Raw genomic sequence first — 19,842 nt, 5'->3', positions numbered from 1 at the left:
GCCGCCGAACAGCGCCGCCGGGCATGATCCTCGGTAAGAATGAGGCAGGCCGGCCGGCCCGGCTGCGCGGTCCTTGACCGCTCTGTCGGCCGTCGTCGATGCTTGCGTTGCGGCACGTGCGCAATGTGCCGTAATGAGAAACGCCCGCCTCAGGGATCCGTACCAGCCGAGGAGTACCCCATGGCCCATCAGGTCCGTGCCGTCGTCGCCCGGGAGAAGGGTTCCCCCGTCAGCCTGGAAACGATCGTCGTGCCCGACCCGGGGCCCGGGGAGGCGCTGGTGCGGATCCAGGCCTGCGGGGTCTGCCACACCGACCTGCACTACCGCGAAGGCGGCATCAACGACGACTTCCCCTTCCTCCTCGGCCACGAGGCCGCAGGCGTCGTGGAGTCGGTCGGCGAGGGCGTCACCGACGTCGCCCCCGGCGACTTCGTCGTCCTGAACTGGCGTGCCGTGTGCGGACAGTGCCGCGCCTGTCTGCGCGGACGCCCCTGGTACTGCTTCAACACGCACAACGCCAAACAGAAGATGACCCTGCTGGACGGCACCGAGCTCTCCCCGGCCCTCGGCATCGGGGCCTTCGCCGAGAAGACCCTCGTCCACGCCGGACAGTGCACCAAGGTGGACCCGTCCGTCTCCCCGGCCGTCGCCGGGCTGCTCGGCTGCGGTGTCATGGCGGGCATCGGCGCGGCCATCAACACCGGCAACGTCGGCCGCGGCGACTCCGTCGCCGTGATCGGTTGCGGCGGCGTCGGCGACGCGGCGATCGCCGGTGCCCGGCTGGCCGGCGCCGCGAAGATCATCGCGGTGGACATCGACCCGCGGAAGCTGGAGACGGCGAAGAAGCTCGGCGCCACCCACACCGTCAACTCCAAGGAGACCGACCCCGTCGAGGCGGTCCGCGAGCTGACCGGCGGCTTCGGCGCCGACGTCGTCATCGAGGCGGTCGGCCGCCCCGAGACGTACAAGCAGGCCTTCTACGCACGCGACCTGGCCGGCACCGTCGTCCTGGTCGGCGTGCCCACGCCGGAGATGAAGCTGGAACTGCCGCTGCTGGACGTGTTCGGCCGCGGCGGCGCGCTGAAGTCCTCCTGGTACGGCGACTGCCTGCCCTCCCGCGACTTCCCCATGCTCATCGACCTCCACCTGCAGGGCCGGCTGGACCTGGACACCTTCGTGACGGAGACCATCGCCCTGGACGAGGTGGAGAAGGCGTTCGAGCGGATGCACCACGGCGACGTGCTGCGCTCGGTGGTGGTCCTCTGATGGCCGCCCGCATCGACCACCTCGTCACCTCGGGCACCTTCTCGCTGGACGGCGGCACCTGGGACGTCGACAACAACGTCTGGATCGTCGGCGACGACACCGAGGCGATCGTCATCGACGCCGCCCACGACGCCGACGCCATCGCCGCGGCGCTGGGCGGCCGCCGCCTGGTCGCGATCGTCAGCACCCACGCCCACAACGACCACATCGACGCCGCGCCCGCGCTCGCGGCGCGCACCGGGGCGCCGATCCTGCTGCACGGCGACGACCTGCCGCTGTGGAAGCAGACCCACCCCGAGCGCGCCCCGGACGGTGAACTGACGGATGGTCAGGTCATCGCGGTGGCGGGCACCGAGCTCACGGTGCTGCACACCCCCGGACACGCGCCGGGCGCCGTCTGCCTGTACGCGCCCGGCCTCGGCACCGTCTTCACCGGCGACACCCTCTTCCAGGGCGGCCCGGGCGCCACGGGGCGGTCCTTCTCGGACTTCCCGACCATCGTCGGCTCCATCCGCGACCGGCTGCTGACCCTGCCGCCGGAGACGGTCGTCCGTACCGGCCACGGCGACAGCACCACCATCGGGGCCGAGGCCCCGCATCTGGACGAGTGGATCGCCCGCGGCCACTGAGCCCCGGTAGTCGCCGCACCCGCGGGGACCGGAGCCCGACGGCACCGGCCCCCGCGGGCCTCGGCGGCGGTGAGAACGACCGCACGGGGACGTGGTCGCGCGCGGTCAGCACCGGGGCGGCGGGGCCGCGCCGAGGAGCGGCCGGTCCGGCGGACCGGGAACGCACCCCGGCGCGCCCGGCGCTCAGGCCGGCAGCACCCGCAGCGGCGCGCCGTCGCGGAACGCGGCGATGTCCTCCACCGCCTGCCGGTAGAACACCTCGTACGTCGCCTCCGTGACGTAGCCCAGGTGCGGGGTGAGCAGAGTGCCCGGCAGGGTCCGCAGGACGTCCCCGGCAGGCAGCGGCTCGGTGTCGTACACATCCAGCGCCGCACCGGCGATCCGGCGCTCTCTCAGCGCGGCGACCAGCGCGGGGGTGTCGACGAGCGGCCCGCGCGAGGTGTTGACCAGCAGCGCGGTGGGCTTCATCCAGCCCAGCTCCTCGGCGCCGATCAGACCGGTGCTGCGCTCGCTGAGCTTGTAGTGCACGGTGACGACGTCGGAGCGGGAGAACAGCTCCCGCCTGCCGACCGCCCGCGCGCCGCACGCGGCGGCGTGCTCCGGGTCGAGGTTGGTGCTCCACGCCAGGACGTGCATCCCGAAAGCGGTGCCGATCCCGGCGACCCGCGCGCCCAGCCGGCCCAGGCCCACCACGCCGAGCGTCCTGCCGTGCAGGTCGCCGCCGATCGTGTGCTGCCACTCGCCGCGCCGCATCCCGGCCGTCTCCCCGGGGATGTGGCGGACCAGGGACAGGATGAGCCCCCAGGTCAGCTCGGCCGTGGCGTGCGGGACGCTCTCCGTGCCGCACACCGTCACACCGTGCCGCCGGGCGGCGTCCAGGTCGACGGACGCGTTCGCCATCCCCGTGGTCACCAGCAGCCGCAGCGCCGGCAGCGCGGCGAAGCGCTCCTCGGTGAAGGGGGTGCGCTCGCGCATCGCGACCACCACGTCGAAGCCGTCCAGCGCCCGCGCCAGCTCGGCCGTGCCGGCTACGTGGTCGTGGAGGAACACCACCTCCGCGCCCAGCGCGTCCCAGTCGGCGAACCGGTGCGCCGCCTTCTGATAGTCGTCCAGGACGGCGATGCGCATGGTGCGGTCTCCTCGGCTCGATCGGTCGCACGGATGGGTCCGGGGCCTGTCCTAGTATCTGCTCGGAAAGCGGCCGGAACCGAACGAGGGGCGGGCACGTGGAGACACCCGGCAGACGGCGCCGGCTGCGCTGGTGGCCCCGCTCGCTGTACTGGCGCCTCGCGCTCGGCTTCCTGGCGATCACCACGATCGGTGTCGCGGCAGCGGACGTCTACGCCGCCCGTGCCCTCGCCGAAGGCCTGCGGAACCGGCTGGACCAGCAGCTCGCCTCCATCCGCCAGGACCGCCTGGACGAGCTGGAGACCAGCTCCGACCTCGAACCCGCCGGGGCGACCGCCGTGGTGCTGCTCACCGACGCCATCGGCAGGGTCGTGCAGCGCGAGTCCGGCGCGATGGTGGAGCGGGCCGTCATCCGGCTGTCCGGCGCCGACCTCGACCGCATGGCGACCACCGGGCGGGCGGGGGCGGTCGGCCCGGCCCCGATGCGGGCGGTCGTGGAGAAACTGCCCGACGGCGGCTTCCTGGTGATCGCCGAGTCCACCGCGGACGACACCGCCACCGTCCACAACCTCGTGGTCATCGAGGCCGCCTCGGGCGCGCCCCTGATCGCCGGCGTCGTGCTCGGCGCCCTCTACTTCAGCCGCCGCACCATCTCGCCGCTCAAGGAGATCACCGCCACCGCCCGCCGCTTCGCCGCCGAGGGCGCACCCTCGCAACGGGTCTCCGCCCCGGTGTCGACGGCCGAGGTGGAGGCGCTGGCCGACGCCTTCAACGCGATGCTCGGCCGCGTCGACGAGGAGTTCAACCGCCGCCGCAAGGCCGAGGAGCAGCTGCGCGACTTCGTCGGCGCCGCCAGCCACGAACTGCGCACCTCGCTCACCGCGATCGGCGGCTACGCGCAACTGGTGCGCTTCGGCGCCCTCGACGACCCGGCCCGCCTCGACGACGCCATGCGCCGGGTGCAGAACGAGACCCGCAGGATGTCCGTCCTCGTGGACGAGCTGCTGCTGCTCGCCCGCCTCGACCAGGGCCGCCCCCTCGAGTGCCGCCCCGTGGACCTGGCCGAACTCTGCGCCGACGCCGTGGCCGACGCCCGCGTCACCGCCCCCGACCGCCCGGTGACCCTCGTCGTGGAACCCGGGCCGCATGTGGTGACCGGAGACCCCGACCGGCTCCGCCAGGTGGTCACCAACCTGCTGGCCAACGTCGTCGCGCACACCGCGCACGACGTCCCCGCCGAGGTACGGGTCGGCCGCGAGGGCGACGAGCAGATCGTCGACGTCGTCGACGGCGGCCCCGGGATACCCGAGGAACTGCGCGAGCGGGTCTTCGAGCGGTTCTTCCGCGCGGGCGGCGGCCCGGCCCGCCCCGCCCTCCGCGACGGCACCCCCGCCCCCGGCAGCGGCCTGGGCCTGAGCATCGTCGCCGCGATCGCCGCGGCGCATTCGGGGTCGGTGCGGGTGGAGGCCTCGGAGTCGGGTGCGTGGTTCCGGGTGCGGCTGCCGGCGCTCACGCCGGCCTGACGGCGATGCCGGGGCCGCCGCCCGGGCGCGCGGGACCGGTCACCCCGCACGGGGGCGGGTCCGGCGCTCACTGCCGCATGATCGCGGCGACGGCCACGGCCGTGCGCAGCACCTGCAGGTCTCGCGGGCCGTCGACGCGCCGGCCGGTCAGCTCCTCGACACGCCGCAGCCGGCGGTCGAAGAACGTGCGGCGGAGCGTGAGCAGCTCGCACGCCAGGTCGGCGTCGCCGTCGGCGGAGATCACCGCGCTCAGCGTCTCCCTCAGCACCCGGTCGTCCAGGACCGGCTGCACCATGCCGACCAGCCGCTGCGCGATGTCGGGCGTCTGCGCGGCCGCGTACTCGACCAGGACGTCGTCCAGCTGGTAGACACCCGGGCCGAAGCCGAGCGCGTCCACCACCGCGCAGATGTCGTCCACCAGCAGCTGACCGGCCGTCACCTCGTTGTACGGCTTCCAGTGCACCGCGAGCCGGGCCGTCCCGCCGAGGTCCCGGTGGATGCGGCCCGCCAGGTCGAGGGACTGCTCGGGGCGCGGAGAGAGGGCGAGCACGTACAGCCCGCGCGCCGAGGTGAGCACGGCCGTCTCGCGGCCGCTGTGGGCGCGGGCCACCGCCTCGACCTCGCCCAGGGGACGACCGGCCGCGCGCAGCGCGATCACGGCGTAGGCGGGCGGGGCGCAGGACGGACCGGGCCGAGGCGGTTCCGGGACCGAGGCGGGGGCCTCCCGCCCGGGCTGGGCGAAGAAGCCCCGGTTCAGCTCCCGGGCCACGCGGCGCGCGGCGTCCGCCAGGCGCCGCGCGAACTCGTCGCGTGGGCCGTCGGCGGTGCCGGCCGCCGTGTGCCCGCTGGAGACCAGGATGTGCTCCGTCGTCTCCTGGACGGCGTCCCGCAGCGCGCTCACCGATCCGCCCCGCGCCGCCCAGGCGACCCCCTCGCCGCGGATCCGCGCGGCGGTCTGCTCGCTCCACCGCCCCGAGCCGGAGACGACCTCGATGAGGGCGGCGAACAGCTCCCGGCGCAGCGGGGGCTCGCCTCCGCCGGAGTCGGTGAACCCCAGGTCAAGACAGGAATCCAGGCCCGTGGACACCGGTGCGTGGGTGGTCATGCGCGCAAGCCAAGCACCGGAGTATCAGAGTCACATCAAAGCCCGATCAGAGTTGGCGCTGGGTATCGCCGGACGTCACGGCGGTTCGGGGATCGACTGCTCGGTCCAGATGCACTTGCCGCCGGATACGTAGCGGGTGCCCCAGCGCTGGCAGAGCGCGGCCACCAGTTGCAGCCCGCGGCCACCCTCGTCGGTGTCGCCGGCGTGCCGGATCCGGGGGGTGCTGAGGCTGCCGTCCGACACCTCGCAGACGAGGGTGCGGCTGCGGATCAGCCGCAGGCCGATGGGGCCCCGGGCGTGCCGGACCACGTTGCCGACCAGCTCGCTGGCGATCAGCTCGGTGGTCATGACCAGTTCCTCCAGGCCCCAGGCGTCCAGCCGGCGGCGCACGTGCTCGCGCGCCTGACCCGCGGAGAGCGGGTCCTCGGGCAGCGACCAGGTGGCGACGTCGTCGGGTGCCAGGGCGTGTGTGCGGGCGATGAGCAGGGCGGCGTCGTCCGCGGCGTGCTGCTGGTGGGGGTCGAGGGCCGCGGCGACCTCCTCGCAGAGCCTGCCGAGCCGCTCGACCTCGCCCCGGCGGCCGTCCGCGGGCCGCTCGGGCGCCGCGGCCTGCGCGCCGGTGAGGGCCTTCGCCAGCCCGGCCATACCGGTGTCGATGTCCCGGCGGGAGGACTCGACGAGGCCGTCCGTGTAGAGCACCAGCAGACTGCCCTCGGGGATCTCCAGCTCCGCGGTCGCGAACGGCGGTGTGGCCGCGCCGAGCGGGGCGTCCGGCGAGTGACCGGCGAAGTGCACGGTGCCGTCGGGCAGCACCAGCGCGGGCGGCGGATGCCCGGCCCGGGAGAAGGTGAGGGTGCGGTTCGCGGGGTCGTACACGGCGTAGAGACAGGTCGCGTAGAAGTCGTCCCCGAGGTCGCTGACCAGGTCGTTGAGGTGCGCGAGCAGCTCGTCGGGGGGCAGTTCGAGACCGGCGAACGTGTGTACCGCGGTGCGCAGCCGGCCCATCGTGACGGCCTCGGAGATGCCGTGCCCCATCACGTCGCCGATGACCAGCGCGACCCGGTCGGCTGACAGTGGGATGACGTCGTACCAGTCCCCGCCGACCGTCGTCCCCTCTACGGCGGGCAGGTAGCGCGCCGCGGCGCTGACCGCGGGCAGTTCGGGCAGGACGCGCGGCAGCAGACCGCGCTGCAGCTCCTGCGCCCGGCCGTGCTCGGCGTCGTACAGCCGGGCACGCTCCAGGGCCTGGGCGACCAGCCCGCTGAGCGCGGTCAGCAGGGTGCGCTCCTCCTCGCTGAAGGGGCGCGGCTCGGAGAAGGAGACGACGCAGGACCCGACCGCCTTCCCGGAGACGATCAGCGGGAGGAAGGCCCAGGCGTGCTTCTGGGACCACTCCTGGAAGCGGACGCGATGCGGGTACGCCTCGTGGAACTCCTTCGCCGAGGTGATGTAGCGGGGCACGCGCTCGCGGATGGCGTCGGTGCTGGGGCTGCCCTCGCTGAGACGGGTCCGGCTGAGGCGCTCCATCATGCCCGGGGGGTAGCCGACGAAGCCGACCACGCGCAGCAGGTCGCCCTCCAGTGTCTTGATGATCAGCCCGGTGGCGTCGAACAGGGGAAGTACCCGGTCGGCGGCCGCGGAGACGACGTCCCTGACGGTGACGGCCTCGGCGAGGGCGGTGGTGAGCCGGCCGATGTGCGCGGCGCGGTCGGCGGCGGCGCGGTCGGCGGCGGCGCGGGCCTCCTCCGCCAGCCGCTGCTCGGTGACGTCGGTGAGGTACAGGGTCAGGCCGTCGGGCACCGGCATGACCCGCAGGTGGTAGCGGCGCTCGCCGCCGTTCCACTCGATGTCCGCGCTGACGGTCGCGTCCTCTTCGGCCGCCCGGCGGCAGTGGGCCTCGAGCTCCGATTCGCGCACGCCGGGCAGGTCCCACAGCACCTTGCCGACCGGCGGACGCCGCGCGCCGAGCAGCCGTTCGGCCTGCGGGTTGGCGAAGGCTATGCGGCCGTCGTCGTCGACCGCCAGGAAACCGTCGGTCATGTGCCGCAGGGCGCGGCCGGCGGCGTCCATCGCCACCCGGGTCTCGGTGCTGTCCCACAGCACACCGGCCAGCCGCACCGCCTTGCCGTCCGCACCGAGCACACTGCGGCCGCGGGCCTGCACCCAGCGGAAACCCCCGTCGGGCCGGCGGACCCGGTACTCCCAGGCGAAGCCGCCGGCCGCCCGGGCGGCCTCCTCGGCGTCGGCGATCACCCAGGGCAGGTCCTCGGGGTGGACCAGCTCCACCCACGTCTCCAAGCGCCCGTCGTACATCTGCGGGGACATCCCGAAGACGGAGCGCGCGGTCTCGTCCAGGTAGGCCTCGCCGGTGCGGACGTTCCACTCCCAGGTGCCGATGCCCACGTCGGAAGGGGTCTCCCGGGCCCGGGCGCCGGAAGCGCCCTCCGCCAGGCGCCAGCGTTCGCGCGACTCGACGGCCGCCGTCCGGCCCAGCCGCTCCGACACCCACGCGGCGATCGCCCGCAGCAGCCCCCATTCGCCGGGGGCCGGCGGCACGGCGTCCGCGGTCACCACCGAGAGCGCGCCGAGCGGGCCGTCGGGGCCGGGGAGCGGTACGGCGGCGAGCCCGGAGCCGCCGGGCAGCGGGCCGGGGGTCGTCTCCGTGGCGGGCAGCCACACCGGTTCGCCGTCCGTCGTCGCACGCCCGGGCGCCGTGCCGTCCTGCGGGGGGAGGAAGAGCCAGCCGCGGGTGAGGTTCCGGGGCAGACCGCTGCTCGCGGCCAGGCGCAGCGGCACTCCGCCCCGGGCCTCCTGCCCGCGCAGGTGGACCAGTCCGCCCAAGCCGTTCAGCGCCGCCACGGCCTGCTGCAGCCCCAGTCGCAGCGCCTCGCGCTCGCCCTGGTCGTCGCCCGAGGACCGGAGCAGCCGGAGCCGCTCCGCTCCCGGCTGCTCGAGCGGCGCTTCAGGCTCCTGGGCGGCGGCTTCGTTCGGGATCTCGCCCTCTTCTCGTCGGCTCTTCCTCCGAAGCCAAGATAGCGCCGCGCGCGGGGACCGTCAGCGCGAAGCCGTATCGCCCGGCTGCGCGGCCCGGACCAGGTAGCCCGCCCCCCGTACGGTGCGGATGAGCGACTGGTCGGTGTCGCCGAGCTTCCGTCGCAGGTAGTAGATGTACGTCTCCACGATCCCGGACTCGCCCTGGAAGCCGCAGCTCCACACGGCGTCGAGGATCTGGCCCCTGGAGACCACCCGGTCCGGGTTCTCCAGCAGGAAGCGCAGCAGCGCGAACTCGGTCGCCGAGACCTGGACGGGCCGGCCGTGCCGCCACACCTCGTGGGTGTCCGCGTCGAGCTCGACCCAGCCCGCGCGCAGCCGGCGCCCGGCGGGCTCGGGGACCCGGCCCCGGCGCAGCAGGGCGTTCACCCGGGCCGCGACCTCGTTGATGTCGAAGGGCTTGGTGACGTAGTCGTCGCCGCCCAGCGCCAGGCCCCTGATCTTGTCCTCCACCGCGTCCCGGGCCGTGAGGAAGAGGACGGGCGCGTCGACCCGGGCGGCCCGGAGCCTGCGGCAGACCTCGAAACCGTCGAGGTCGGGCAGTCCCACGTCGAGCAGGATCACGTCGGCCGCGCGCTCGGCGGCCGCTTTCACCGCCTCGCCGCCGGTGCCGGCGGTGACCACGTCGAAGCCCAGGAACTGCAGCGCCACCGCGAGCATCGAGGCGATGCTCGCCTCGTCCTCCACGACCAGCACACGGGGCTGCTGGGCGGAAATGGTCACGTTCATGCCGGGAGTCACTTCCTCCGGGCCGGATCCCGGCCGCTGTCGTGCACCGTTGTCGTGCGTGCAGAAGAGGAACGGATTATGTCATTCGACTGAAGCCGGACAACCCCCGTGACCGAATGGCGGCGGTCCCGCCGCCGGCCCCCGGCCGAGCGCGGATGATCCCCCGTCAGATCAGGGATCCGGGTGTCCGGGCGATGCCTTGACAGGGGTGGGGGGCACCCCCACACTGATGTTGCGTCAACCGCAATAAGTTCCGCCATACGCACCGAGGTGTCATGATGATTCCCGTGTGCCGGCTCGCGGATCTCCCGCGTGGCGAGGCCTTCCGGCTCGAGACCGACCCGCCCGTCGCGGTGTTCCACACCGAGGAGGGCGAGCTCTACGCCATCGACGACACCTGCACCCACCAGGACGCGTCGCTCGCGGACGGCTGGCTGGAGGGCTGCGAGGTCGAGTGCCCTCTGCACGCCTCGAAGTTCGACCTGCGGACGGGCGCGGTGGACGCACCCCCGGCCAGGCGGCCCGTGCGGACGCACGAGGTCGTGGTCGAGGACGGTGTGATCCACGTACGGCCGGCCGCGGCGCCTTCCGGCGCCCCTTCGTGCGCGGCCGGCCGGCTCGCCGGGGGAGCCGGGTGAGAGCGGTCGTCGTGGTCGGCGCCTCCCTGGCGGGGTTGTCGGCGGCGCGGGCGCTGCGCGCCCAGGGGTTCGACGGGCGGCTGGTGGTCGTCGGCGACGAACCGCACCGGCCGTACGACCGTCCGCCGCTGTCCAAGGAGTTCCTGGCCGGTCAGGCCGACGAGGCGGCCCTGGCCCTGGAGGCGGACGGCGAGGACCTCGGCGCCGAGTGGCTGCTGGGCACCCGGGCCGTGGCGCTCGATCCGGGGATGCGGAGCGTCGGGCTCGCGGAAGGCCGCACCGTCACCGCCGACGCAGTCGTCGTCGCCACCGGTGCCGCGGCGCGTAAGCTGCCCGGCGCGGCGGCCGGGCCCGGTGTGCACACCCTGCGCACCCTGGGCGACGCCCGCGCGCTGCGGGCCGACCTGGCGCGTGGCGGGCGGCTCGTCGTCATCGGCGGCGGCTTCATCGGGGCCGAGGTCGCCTCGACCGCGTACGCCCTCGGGCTGGACGTCACCGTCGTCGAGGCGGCGCCCATCCCGCTGTCGGGGCCGCTGGGCGAGGCGATGGGCGGCGTCGTGTCGGGCCTTCACTCCGACCACGGGGTACGGCTGTTGTGCGGCACGGGGGTGCGGGGGACCGGGACGGACGGCGAGGGGCGGGTGGCGGCCGTGGTCCTGGCCGACGGCCGCAGGCTGCCCGCGGACACCGTGGTCGTCGGCGTCGGCGCCCGCCCGTGCACCGAATGGCTCGCCGGGTCCGGGATCGAGATCGGCGACGGAGTGCTGTGCGGCGCGGACGGCCGCACGAGCCTGCCGGGTGTCGTCGCCGTCGGAGACTGCGCCGCCTGGTACGACCCGGCCGCGGGCGCGCACCACCGCGTGGAGCACTGGACGGGCGCCCTGGAGCGTCCGGCCGTCGCCGTCTCCGCGCTGCTGTCCGGTGGCGCGGGCGGGCAACGGGTGCCGCGCCCGCCGTACTTCTGGTCCGACCAGTACGGCGTGCGCATCCAGTTCGCGGGCCGCGCCGCGGGGGCCGACACCGTCACGGTCGAGGAGGGCGCCCCGGAGGGGCGCGACGTGCTCGCGGTCTACCGCAGGGGTGGCGTGCCGGTGGCCGTGCTGGGGATGAACCGGCCCCGCTCGTTCACCCGTTGGCGCAAGCGGCTGGCCGCCGTCACGTCTTGACAGCGCCAGACCGGCGCCACATGCTGCAGTTGCGCAGTGCACACTCCGTTGCTCATTACACAACGTCCTGCAAGGAGTGCCCGTGACCCCGACCGGTCTGCCGGACAGCCTGATCACCACCCTCCCCGGCTCCTACTACACGGACCCAGGGATCTTCGCCCAGGAGCAGGAGCGCATCTTCGAGGCGATGTGGTTCTGTGCGGCGCGCTCCTCCGAACTCGGCCGGCCGGGCGCCTTCAGGACCGTGGACGTCGGACGCGAGAGCATCCTGGTCACCCGGTCCAGGGACCACGCGGTGCGCGCCTTCCACAACGTGTGCCGGCACCGCGGCGCCCGGCTGCTCACCGAGGAGGGCGGCGAGGTCAGGCGGGCGTTCCAATGCCCGTACCACGCCTGGACGTACGACCTGGACGGCAGACTCGTCGCGGCGCCCAACCTCACCAAGATGCCCGACGTGGGCCGCACCGAGTACGGGCTCGTCCCCGTCCACGTCCGCGAATGGCTCGGCTACGTCTGGGTCTGCCTGGCCGAGGACCCGCCCTCCTTCGAGGAGCAGGTGGTCGGCGCGGTCGTCACCCGGCTCGGGGACGTGGCGTCCCTGGAGCGCTACGGCATCGAGGACCTGAGGGTCGGCCGGCGGATCGTCTACGACGTCCGGGCCAACTGGAAGCTCATCGTCGAGAACTTCATGGAGTGCTACCACTGCGCCACGATCCATCCCGAACTGACCGAGGTGCTGCCCGAGTTCGCCAACGGCTACGCCGCGCAGTACTACGTCGGCCACGGCGCCGAGTTCGGCGCGGACGTCGAGGGCTTCACGGTGGACGGCTCGCCCGGGCTGGATCGCATACCGGGGGTCTCCGCGGCCCAGGACCGGCGCTACTACGCGATCACCATCAGGCCCCAGGTCTTCGTCAACCTGGTGCCGGACCACGTGATCTTCCACCGCATGTACCCGGTCGCCGCCGACCGCACGGTCGTCGAGTGCGACTGGCTCTACCTGGAGGAGGTCGTCGCCGGGGGCCGCGACCTCAGCCGCTCCGTCGAGCTCTTCGACCGGGTCAACCGCCAGGACTTCGAGGCCTGCGAGCGCTGCCAGCCCGCCATGGGCTCCCGGATCTACGCGAAGGGCGGGGTCCTGGTCCCCAGTGAGCACCACATCGCCGGCTTCCACGACTGGGTGCACGAGCGCCTCGGCACCGCTCAGCCCAGGTAGCCCATGCGGTGGCTGATCTCGGCCGCCCCGGCGACCAGCAGCGGCGCGAGCTCGTGCATGCGCTCCTGGGTGAAGCGGTACGAGGGGCCGGAGGCGCTCACGGCGGCGATGACCTCGCCGTCGCGCGAACGGACGGGGGCGGCCATCGCGTGCAGGCCGATCTCCAGTTCCTCCAGCGTCCAGGCGTACCCGCGCTCCCGGGCCCCGGCGAGGTTCTTCTCCAGCTTCGTCCGCGAGGTGAGGGTGTGCGGGGTCAGCTTCTCCAGGCCCGCGTCCGTGAGGAGTTCCGCGCGCTGCCCCGCCGGCAGGTGGGCGAGCAGGATCTTGCCGCTGGAGGTCGCGTGCAGCGGGGTGAGCTGGCCGACCCAGTTGTGCGCGGTCACCGCCGCCGGTCCGCGCACCTGGTAGAGGTTGATCGCGAAGTGCTTCTCCATCACCGCGATGTTGACGGTCTCGCCGATCTCCTCGGCGAGCCGCTCGCACACCGGCCGGCTCTGCTGCGTGATGTCGATCCGGCCGGTCACCGCGCCGGCCAGCCGTACGATGCCGAAGCCGAGACGGTACTTGCCGCGCTCGCCCGCCTGCTCCACCAGCCCGCGTGCCTCCAGCGCGCCGAGCAGCCGGAACGCCGTCGACTTGTGGACCTCGATCTCGGCGGCTACCTCGCTCACGCCGGCCTCGCCGCGCTGCGCCAGGATCTCCAGCACGCTGATGGCCCGGTCCACGGACTGGACACCGCCCGGCTGTGAACCGCTTGTCTCGGTATCTGCACTGAAGTTGCTCACAGCGAAACTATACGCGCGGTAAACAACGGCATGGCGGTCTGCCCGCGCGGCGGCCGGGGAAGAGGTCAATGCGCAGACCCGCACGCCAAGTTGCGCCGTTCGCAACCTGGTGCGCATAGCGGCACCGTACTAGCATGCTGCGCCAGTCGGCCTGTCGGCCGCGCGTTTGAGGCGAGCGAGACAAGCGAGACGAGTGAGACGAGGCTGACATGGCTCCCGTGCAGTACGACTTCGTCATCGTCGGCGGGGGCTCCGCCGGCTGCGCCCTCGCGAACCGGCTGTCCGCCGATCCGGACAACCGTGTCCTGGTGGTGGAGGCGGGCCGCCCGGACTACCCGTGGGACGTCTTCATCCACATGCCCGCCGCGCTCACCTTCCCCATCGGCAGCCGCTTCTACGACTGGGGCTACGAGTCCGAGCCCGAACCCCACATGGGCGGACGGCGGATCCACCACGCCCGGGGCAAGGTGCTCGGCGGCTCCAGCAGCATCAACGGCATGATCTTCCAGCGCGGCAACCCCATGGACTACGAGCGCTGGGCGAAGGTCCCCGGCATGGAGCACTGGGACTACGCCCACTGCCTGCCGTACTTCCAGCGCATGGAGAACTGCCTCGCCGCCGACGCCGACGACGAGTTCCGGGGCCACGACGGCCCGCTCGTCCTGGAGCGCGGGCCCGCTTCCAGCCCGCTCTTCCCCGCCTTCCTGAAGGCCGTCCAGGAGGCGGGCCACCCGCTCACCGACGACGTCAACGGCTACCGCCAGGAGGGCTTCGCGCCCTTCGACCGCAACGTCCACCGCGGCCGCCGGCTCTCCGCCGCCCGGGCCTACCTGGACCCCGTGCGCGGCCGCCCCAACCTGACGGTGCGGACCCGGGCCCTGGTCACCCGGGTCCTGTTCGAAGGCAAGCGGGCCGTCGGCGTGGAGTACGAACGCCGCAAGGGCGCCCGCGAGCAGGTGCGCGCCCGCGAGGTCGTGCTCTGCGGCGGCGCCATCAACTCGCCCCAGCTGCTGCAGCTGTCGGGCGTCGGCGACGCGCGGGAGCTGTCCGCACTCGGCGTCGACGTCGTCCACGACCTGCCCGGCGTCGGCGAGAACCTCCAGGACCACCTGGAGGTGTACGTCCAGTACGCCTGCACGCAGCCGGTCTCCATGCAGCCCTACCTGGCCAAGTGGCGCTACCCGTTCATCGGCCTGCAGTGGCTCTTCCGCAAGGGCCCCGCCGCCACCAACCACTTCGAGGCCGGGGGCTTCGCGCGCAGCAACGAGGACGTGGAGTACCCCAACCTGATGTTCCACTTCCTGCCCATCGCGGTGCGCTACGACGGCTCCGCCCCGGCCGGCGGCCACGGCTACCAGGTGCACGTGGGGCCGATGTACTCCGACGCCCGCGGCACGGTGAAGATCCGGAGCACCGACCCGCGCGAGAAGCCCGCCCTGCGCTTCAACTACCTCTCCACCGAGCAGGACCGCCGCGAGTGGGTCGAGGCGGTACGCGTCGCCCGCGACATCCTCGGCCGGCCCGCCCTGGCCCCCTTCAACGGCGGCGAGGTCTCGCCCGGCCCCGGAGTCGAGACCGACGAGGAGATCCTCGCCTGGGTCGCCAAGGAGGGCGAGACCGCCCTCCACCCGTCCTGCACCTGCCGGATGGGCACCGACGAGATGGCCGTGGTCGACCCGTCGAGCCTGCGGGTGCACGGAGTGGAGGGGCTCCGGGTGGTCGACGCGTCCGTGATGCCGTATGTGACCAACGGCAACATCTACGCGCCCGTGATGATGATCGCCGAGAGGGCGGCCGACCTGATCCTCGGCCGTGAGCCCCTGCCGCCCTCGAAGGCGCAGTACTACCGGCATCGCGACGCCGCCGCCAACTGATCCCGGGCGGAGTTCCGTTCGCACGGTCACGATGTGCCGTACACACCGTGCGACCCCTTGACGGCCGGTGACCGGTCGGACAGGGTGTTCCACCACAAGCAATTCGATGCGCTATGTGCAACGAAGCGAGGACTCCGCGCGTGGCAGACCTGTACCTGGACGGAGAGTGGCGTGAAGCGGCGGCCGGAGGCCGCCGGGAGATCCTCTGCCCCGCCGACGGAGCCCACGTCGCGACGGTCTCCGAGGCGACGCGTGCCGATGCCCAGGACGCGGTCGCCGCCGCCCGCGCCGCCTTCGACCACGGGCCCTGGCCGCGCACCCCGGAGCGCGAACGCGGCGCCCTCCTGCTCCGCGCCGCCGGCATCGTCGAACGGGACGCCAAGGACTTCGCCCGCGCCGAATCCCTCGACACCGGCAAACGGCTCGTGGAGAGCGAGTACGACGTCGCCGACGTCGTCGCCTGCCTGCGCCACTACGGCGGCATCGCGGGCACCTCCGCCGGACGGGTCGTCGACACCGGCCGCGACGACGCCGTCAGCCGCGTCGAGTACGAGCCGGTCGGCGTCTGCGCCCTGATCACCCCCTGGAACTACCCGCTGCTGCAGGCCTCCTGGAAGATCGCCCCCGCACTCGTCGCGGGCAACACCTTCGTGCTCAAGCCCAGCGAGCTGACCCCCTCCACCTCCGTGCTGCTGATGCGGGCCCTGGAGGAGGCCGGACTCCCGCCGGGCGCCGGGAACCTCGTCCTCGGCGCGGGGCCCGAGGCCGGCGCGCCGCTGGCCGAGCACCCCGGCGTCGACATGGTCTCCTTCACCGGCGGCCTGGGGACCGGCAGACGCGTGATGGCCGCGGCCGCCGCGACGGTGAAGAGGGTCGCCCTCGAACTCGGCGGGAAGAACCCCAACGTGGTCTTCGCCGACGCCGACTTCGAGACGGCCGTGGACTTCGCCCTCACGGCCGTCTTCCTGCACTCCGGGCAGGTCTGCTCCGCCGGGGCGCGGCTGATCGTGCAGGACACCGTGCACGACGCCTTCGTCGACGAGGTCGTACGGCGCGCCTCGGGCATTCGCCTCGGCGGCCCTTTCGACCCCGCGGCCGAGACCGGCCCGCTGATCTCCGCCGCGCACCGCGACAAGGTCGAGGCGTACGTCGCCGCCGGGATCGCCGAGGGCGCCGTGCTGCGCTGCGGCGGCGCCCGCCCCGCGGACCCGGCCCTCCAGGGGGGCTTCTACTATCCGCCGACCGTGCTCGACGACTGCGACCAGGGCATGCGTGTCGTCCACGAGGAGTCCTTCGGGCCCGTGCTGACGGTCGAGCGGTTCACCGACGAGGACGACGCCGTCCGCATCGCCAACGACACCGAGTACGGCCTCGCCGGCGCGGTGTGGACGCGGGACGCCGGCCGCGCGCAGCGGGTCGCCCGCCGGCTGCGCCACGGCACCGTGTGGATCAACGACTACCACCCCTATGTGCCGCAGGCGGAATGGGGTGGCTTCGGGCACTCGGGCGTGGGCCGGGAACTGGGACCGACCGGCCTGGACGAGTACCGCGAGCCCAAGCACATCTGGCAGAACATCCGACCCACGCCGCAGCACTGGTTCCGCGGCTGAACGCCGAAGAGAGGCCCACCGTGACCCCAGCACCGACCGATGTGCCGCAGCGGCGCGGCGCGTCGCACGACGAGGACCAGGGCCGGGACCGGGACGCGGTCATCTCCGTGCGCGGGCTGTGGAAGGTGTTCGGGCCGAAGGCCGACAAGGTGCCGCAGTCGCCGGAGCTTCGCGGGCTCGGCCGCCGGGAGTTGATGGAACGCACCGGCTGCACCGCGGCCGTGCGCGACGTCCGCTTCGACGTCGCGCCCGGCGAGGTCTTCGTCGTGATGGGACTGTCCGGCTCCGGCAAGTCGACCCTGGTGCGCTGTCTGACCCGGCTCGTCGAACCCACCGCGGGCGAGGTCGTCCTGGAGGGCGAGGACATCCGCGCCGCCGACGCGAAACGGCTGCGCGAACTGCGCCGCAACAGATTCTCCATGGTCTTCCAGCACTTCGGCCTGCTGCCGCACCGCCGGGTCGTCGACAACGTCGCGTACGGCCTGGAGATCCGCGGCACGGGCCGGGCCGAGCGCGTCAAACGGGCCATGGAGGTCGTCGAACTGGTGGGCCTGGCGGGCTACGAGAACTCCTACCCCGACCAGCTCTCCGGCGGCATGCAGCAGCGCGTCGGCCTCGCCCGGGCACTGGCCGGCGACCCCGGCATCCTCTTCTTCGACGAGCCGTTCTCCGCGCTCGACCCGCTGATCCGCCGCGACATGCAGAACGAGGTCGTCCGCCTCCACCGCGAGGTCGGCAAGACGATGGTCTTCATCACCCACGACCTGTCCGAGGCCCTCAAGCTCGGCGACCGCATCCTGATCATGCGCGACGGCAGGACGGTGCAGTGCGGCACGGGCGACGAACTGGTCGGCGCCCCCGCCGACGACTACGTGCGCGAGTTCGTCAAGGACGTGCCGCGGGCCGATGTGCTGACGCTCCGCTGGATCATGCGCGATCCCCGGCCCGACGACGCCCTCGACGGCCCCGAACTCGGCCCCGGCGTCGTGGTGCGCGATGCGACGCGGGCCGTGCTCGCCGCCGAGAAGCCGGTCAGGGTCGTCGAGGAGGGCCGGCTGCTCGGCGTCGTCGGCGACGAGGAGATCCTCGCCGTCGTCGCGGGCGCGGACGGCGGCGCGTGATGGCGGTCGCCGCCTCCGGGACGCGGGAACGGCCCGTACCGCTGCGGCTGCGCCGCCGGGCCGTGGTGGCGGGCATCGTCGTGCTGTGGCTGGTGCTCTTCGCGCTGCTGCGCGGCCGGCAGACGCTCGCCCTCGCGGCCGCCGACCTGACCCCGCTGCACCGCTGGTTCAACGACGTCAACGACACCATCGGCGCGGACCGCAACAGCAACCCGCTGTTCCTCTACTTCTTCAACGAGATCCGGCTGGTCATCGACACCCTGGTGACCTTCGTCCAGACGCTGGTCTCGCAGCCGCCGGACGGCCGCCCGGTGCCGCGGATCGGCTGGCTCGGCGTCGTCGCCGTCGCCGGCTACGTCTCCTGGGCGCTGGGCAACTGGCGGGTGGCGCTGCCGGCCGTGGCGGGCTTCACCCTCTTCGGGCTGCAGGGCCTGTGGCAGGAGAGCATGGACACCCTGGCGCTGACCCTGTCGGCGGTGCTGGTGGCGCTGCTGGTCGGCATCCCGCTGGGGGTGTGGGCCGGGATGTCGTCGCGGGTCAACCGCGTCGTGACACCCGTGCTCGACTTCATGCAGACGATGCCGACCTTCGTCTACCTGGCCCCGCTCACCCTCTTCTTCCTCATCGGGCCCGCCTCCGCCACCATCGCCACGCTGGTCTACGCGGCGCCGCCGGCCGTCCGCATCACCGCGCACGCGATCCGCTCGGTCCCGGCGACCACCGTGGAGGCGGCGGAGTCGCTGGGTTCGACGCGGACGCAGACCCTCACCAAGGTGCTGCTGCCGATGTCCCGGCGCACCGTGGTGATGGGCGTCAACCAGACCATCATGGCGGCCCTGTCCATGGTGACCATCGCGGCCCTCATCGACGCCCCCGGGCTCGGCAAGACCGTCGTCCAGGCACTGCAGTCGCTCGACGTGGGCACCGCCTTCAACGCCGGCCTCGCCATCGTCGTCATGGCCATCGTCCTGGACCGGGTCACCACCGCGGCCGCCGTCAGGTCCGAGCGGACGCGGCACCCCGGCGGCCGGCGGCGGTGGCGCCGACCGCTGCTCGGTGCGGGCGCGGTCGCCGCGGCGGTCGCGGTCTGGCTGTCCCACACCTACGTCTGGGCCGCGGAGTTCCCCGGCGGGGGCGGAGCGGGACGCTCTCTGGCGAGCGCCGCCGACACCGTCACCACCTGGGCCCAGGACCACCTGTCCGGCCTCACGAACGGCGTCCGCGACGTACTCACCACCACCCTGCTCAACCCCTTCCAGACCCTGCTCACCGACTCCCCGTGGTGGCTGACCGGCCTCGTGCTGGTGGCCCTGGGCGCGGTCCTCGGCGGTATCGGCGCCGGCGCCACCGCGGCGGTGTGCGTGGGGCTGCTGGTGGGCACCGGACTGTGGCAGGACGCGATGACCACGCTCGCGTCGACCGCCGTGGCGACCCTGCTCGTGATGCTGCTCGGGGTGACGGTGGGCGTGTGGATGGGCCGCAGCGCGCTCGCCGACCGGATCGTCCGGCCCGGCCTGGACGCGGCGCAGGTCATGCCGCCCTTCGTCTACCTCGTACCGTTCCTCGCGCTGTTCGGTGCGAGCCGCTTCACCGCGATCGTCGCGGCCGTCGTCTATGCCGCGCCCGTGACGATGAAGATCGTCGCCGACGGCGTACGGGGAGTGCCGGCCACGACCGTGGAGGCGGCGACGGCGGCCGGGTCCGGCACCTGGCAGCTCGTCACCAAGGTCCAGCTGCCGATGTCGCGCGGCGCCCTGGTGCTCGCGACCAACCAGGGCCTGATCTACGTGCTGTCGATGGTCGTGGTGGGCGGCCTGGTCGGCGCGGGCGCCCTCGGCTACGACGTCGTGGCCGGCTTCTCGCAGGGCGAGCTGTACGGCAAGGGGCTGGCGGCGGGACTCGCCATCGTCTTGCTCGGCGTGATGTTCGACCGGATCACCCAGGCCGCGGCCGGGCGCACCACCAGGGTGCCCGGCAGGCGCTAGAGCAGGAGGCGGAAGA

The 19,842-nt window shown here is 73.3% G+C and carries 15 protein-coding genes; 10 read left to right on the top strand and 5 right to left on the bottom strand.

Going from position 1 to position 19,842, the window contains the following annotated elements; all coding sequences use genetic code 11:
• The first annotated feature begins 180 nt into the window (after nucleotides 1-180).
• Nucleotides 181-1,266, top strand: a complete 1,086-nt coding sequence (locus B085_RS0120395; protein ID WP_018560434.1) for an S-(hydroxymethyl)mycothiol dehydrogenase — start codon at nucleotides 181-183, stop codon at nucleotides 1,264-1,266.
• Nucleotides 1,266-1,895: an MBL fold metallo-hydrolase gene (locus tag B085_RS0120390; RefSeq protein ID WP_018560433.1), complete on the top strand. Its 630-nt coding sequence runs from the start codon at nucleotides 1,266-1,268 to the stop codon at nucleotides 1,893-1,895. Before B085_RS0120395 ends, B085_RS0120390 begins: the two co-directional genes overlap by 1 nt.
• Before the next feature lie 183 nt (nucleotides 1,896-2,078).
• Here the strand turns inward: B085_RS0120390 and B085_RS0120385 are convergent, their stop codons facing one another.
• The gene (locus B085_RS0120385; protein ID WP_018560432.1) at nucleotides 2,079-3,023 is read right to left on the bottom strand and encodes a D-2-hydroxyacid dehydrogenase family protein; all 945 of its coding nucleotides are present in this window, start codon (nucleotides 3,021-3,023) and stop codon (nucleotides 2,079-2,081) included.
• A gap of 98 nt (nucleotides 3,024-3,121) precedes the next feature.
• Here B085_RS0120385 and B085_RS43085 point away from each other — a divergent pair, with 98 nt between their 5' ends.
• Nucleotides 3,122-4,546, top strand: coding sequence for a sensor histidine kinase (locus B085_RS43085; protein WP_018560431.1), 1,425 nt, complete (start codon nucleotides 3,122-3,124; stop codon nucleotides 4,544-4,546).
• 67 nt (nucleotides 4,547-4,613) lie between these two features.
• Here the strand turns inward: B085_RS43085 and B085_RS0120375 are convergent, their stop codons facing one another.
• The 3 genes from B085_RS0120375 to B085_RS0120365 form a co-directional block, all read right to left on the bottom strand.
• Entirely contained in the window at nucleotides 4,614-5,651 is a 1,038-nt protein-coding gene (locus B085_RS0120375) for a helix-turn-helix domain-containing protein (RefSeq protein WP_018560430.1), read from the bottom strand.
• A gap of 75 nt (nucleotides 5,652-5,726) precedes the next feature.
• The gene (locus tag B085_RS43080; protein ID WP_018560429.1) at nucleotides 5,727-8,510 is read right to left on the bottom strand and encodes a SpoIIE family protein phosphatase; all 2,784 of its coding nucleotides are present in this window, start codon (nucleotides 8,508-8,510) and stop codon (nucleotides 5,727-5,729) included.
• 195 nt (nucleotides 8,511-8,705) lie between these two features.
• Nucleotides 8,706-9,431, bottom strand: coding sequence for a response regulator transcription factor (locus B085_RS0120365; RefSeq protein ID WP_018560428.1), 726 nt, complete (start codon nucleotides 9,429-9,431; stop codon nucleotides 8,706-8,708).
• Between the two features lie 275 nt (nucleotides 9,432-9,706).
• On the opposite strand from B085_RS0120365, the gene B085_RS0120360 reads away from it, so the two are divergent.
• The 3 genes from B085_RS0120360 (at nucleotide 9,707) to B085_RS0120350 (ending at nucleotide 12,451) form a co-directional block, all read left to right on the top strand.
• Nucleotides 9,707-10,069 carry a bifunctional 3-phenylpropionate/cinnamic acid dioxygenase ferredoxin subunit gene (locus B085_RS0120360; protein ID WP_026251260.1) on the top strand — a complete coding sequence of 121 codons (363 nt, stop codon included), beginning with the start codon at nucleotides 9,707-9,709 and terminating at the stop codon, nucleotides 10,067-10,069.
• On the top strand, nucleotides 10,066-11,235 hold the full coding sequence (locus B085_RS0120355; protein ID WP_018560426.1) for an NAD(P)/FAD-dependent oxidoreductase: 1,170 nt from the start codon (nucleotides 10,066-10,068) through the stop codon (nucleotides 11,233-11,235). Before B085_RS0120360 ends, B085_RS0120355 begins: the two co-directional genes overlap by 4 nt.
• 82 nt (nucleotides 11,236-11,317) lie before the next feature.
• On the top strand, nucleotides 11,318-12,451 hold the full coding sequence (locus B085_RS0120350) for an aromatic ring-hydroxylating oxygenase subunit alpha (RefSeq protein WP_018560425.1): 1,134 nt from the start codon (nucleotides 11,318-11,320) through the stop codon (nucleotides 12,449-12,451).
• On the opposite strand, the gene B085_RS0120345 is transcribed toward B085_RS0120350, so the two are convergent.
• Nucleotides 12,439-13,236 carry an IclR family transcriptional regulator gene (locus B085_RS0120345; protein ID WP_026251259.1) on the bottom strand — a complete coding sequence of 266 codons (798 nt, stop codon included), beginning with the start codon at nucleotides 13,234-13,236 and terminating at the stop codon, nucleotides 12,439-12,441. The two genes, B085_RS0120350 and B085_RS0120345, sit on opposite strands and share 13 nt — an antisense overlap.
• Nucleotides 13,237-13,445: 209 nt before the next feature.
• Here B085_RS0120345 and betA point away from each other — a divergent pair, with 209 nt between their 5' ends.
• From betA to B085_RS0120325, 4 genes are all read left to right on the top strand, one after another.
• Complete coding sequence (betA, locus tag B085_RS0120340; RefSeq protein WP_018560423.1) at nucleotides 13,446-15,110, top strand: choline dehydrogenase; 1,665 nt, start codon at nucleotides 13,446-13,448, stop codon at nucleotides 15,108-15,110.
• 140 nt (nucleotides 15,111-15,250) lie between these two features.
• On the top strand, nucleotides 15,251-16,720 hold the full coding sequence (locus B085_RS0120335) for an aldehyde dehydrogenase family protein (protein WP_018560422.1): 1,470 nt from the start codon (nucleotides 15,251-15,253) through the stop codon (nucleotides 16,718-16,720).
• Nucleotides 16,721-16,740: 20 nt separating this feature from the next.
• Nucleotides 16,741-17,841, top strand: a complete 1,101-nt coding sequence (locus B085_RS0120330; RefSeq protein ID WP_026251258.1) for a quaternary amine ABC transporter ATP-binding protein — start codon at nucleotides 16,741-16,743, stop codon at nucleotides 17,839-17,841.
• Nucleotides 17,841-19,826, top strand: coding sequence for an ABC transporter permease subunit (locus B085_RS0120325; protein WP_018560420.1), 1,986 nt, complete (start codon nucleotides 17,841-17,843; stop codon nucleotides 19,824-19,826). Before B085_RS0120330 ends, B085_RS0120325 begins: the two co-directional genes overlap by 1 nt.
• The last annotated feature ends 16 nt before the right edge of the window (nucleotides 19,827-19,842 follow it).

The sequence above is a fragment of the Streptomyces sp. BoleA5 genome (assembly GCF_000373665.1).
GTDB lineage: Bacteria > Actinomycetota > Actinomycetes > Streptomycetales > Streptomycetaceae > Actinacidiphila.
This window is presented reverse-complemented; position numbering and strand designations above follow the sequence as displayed.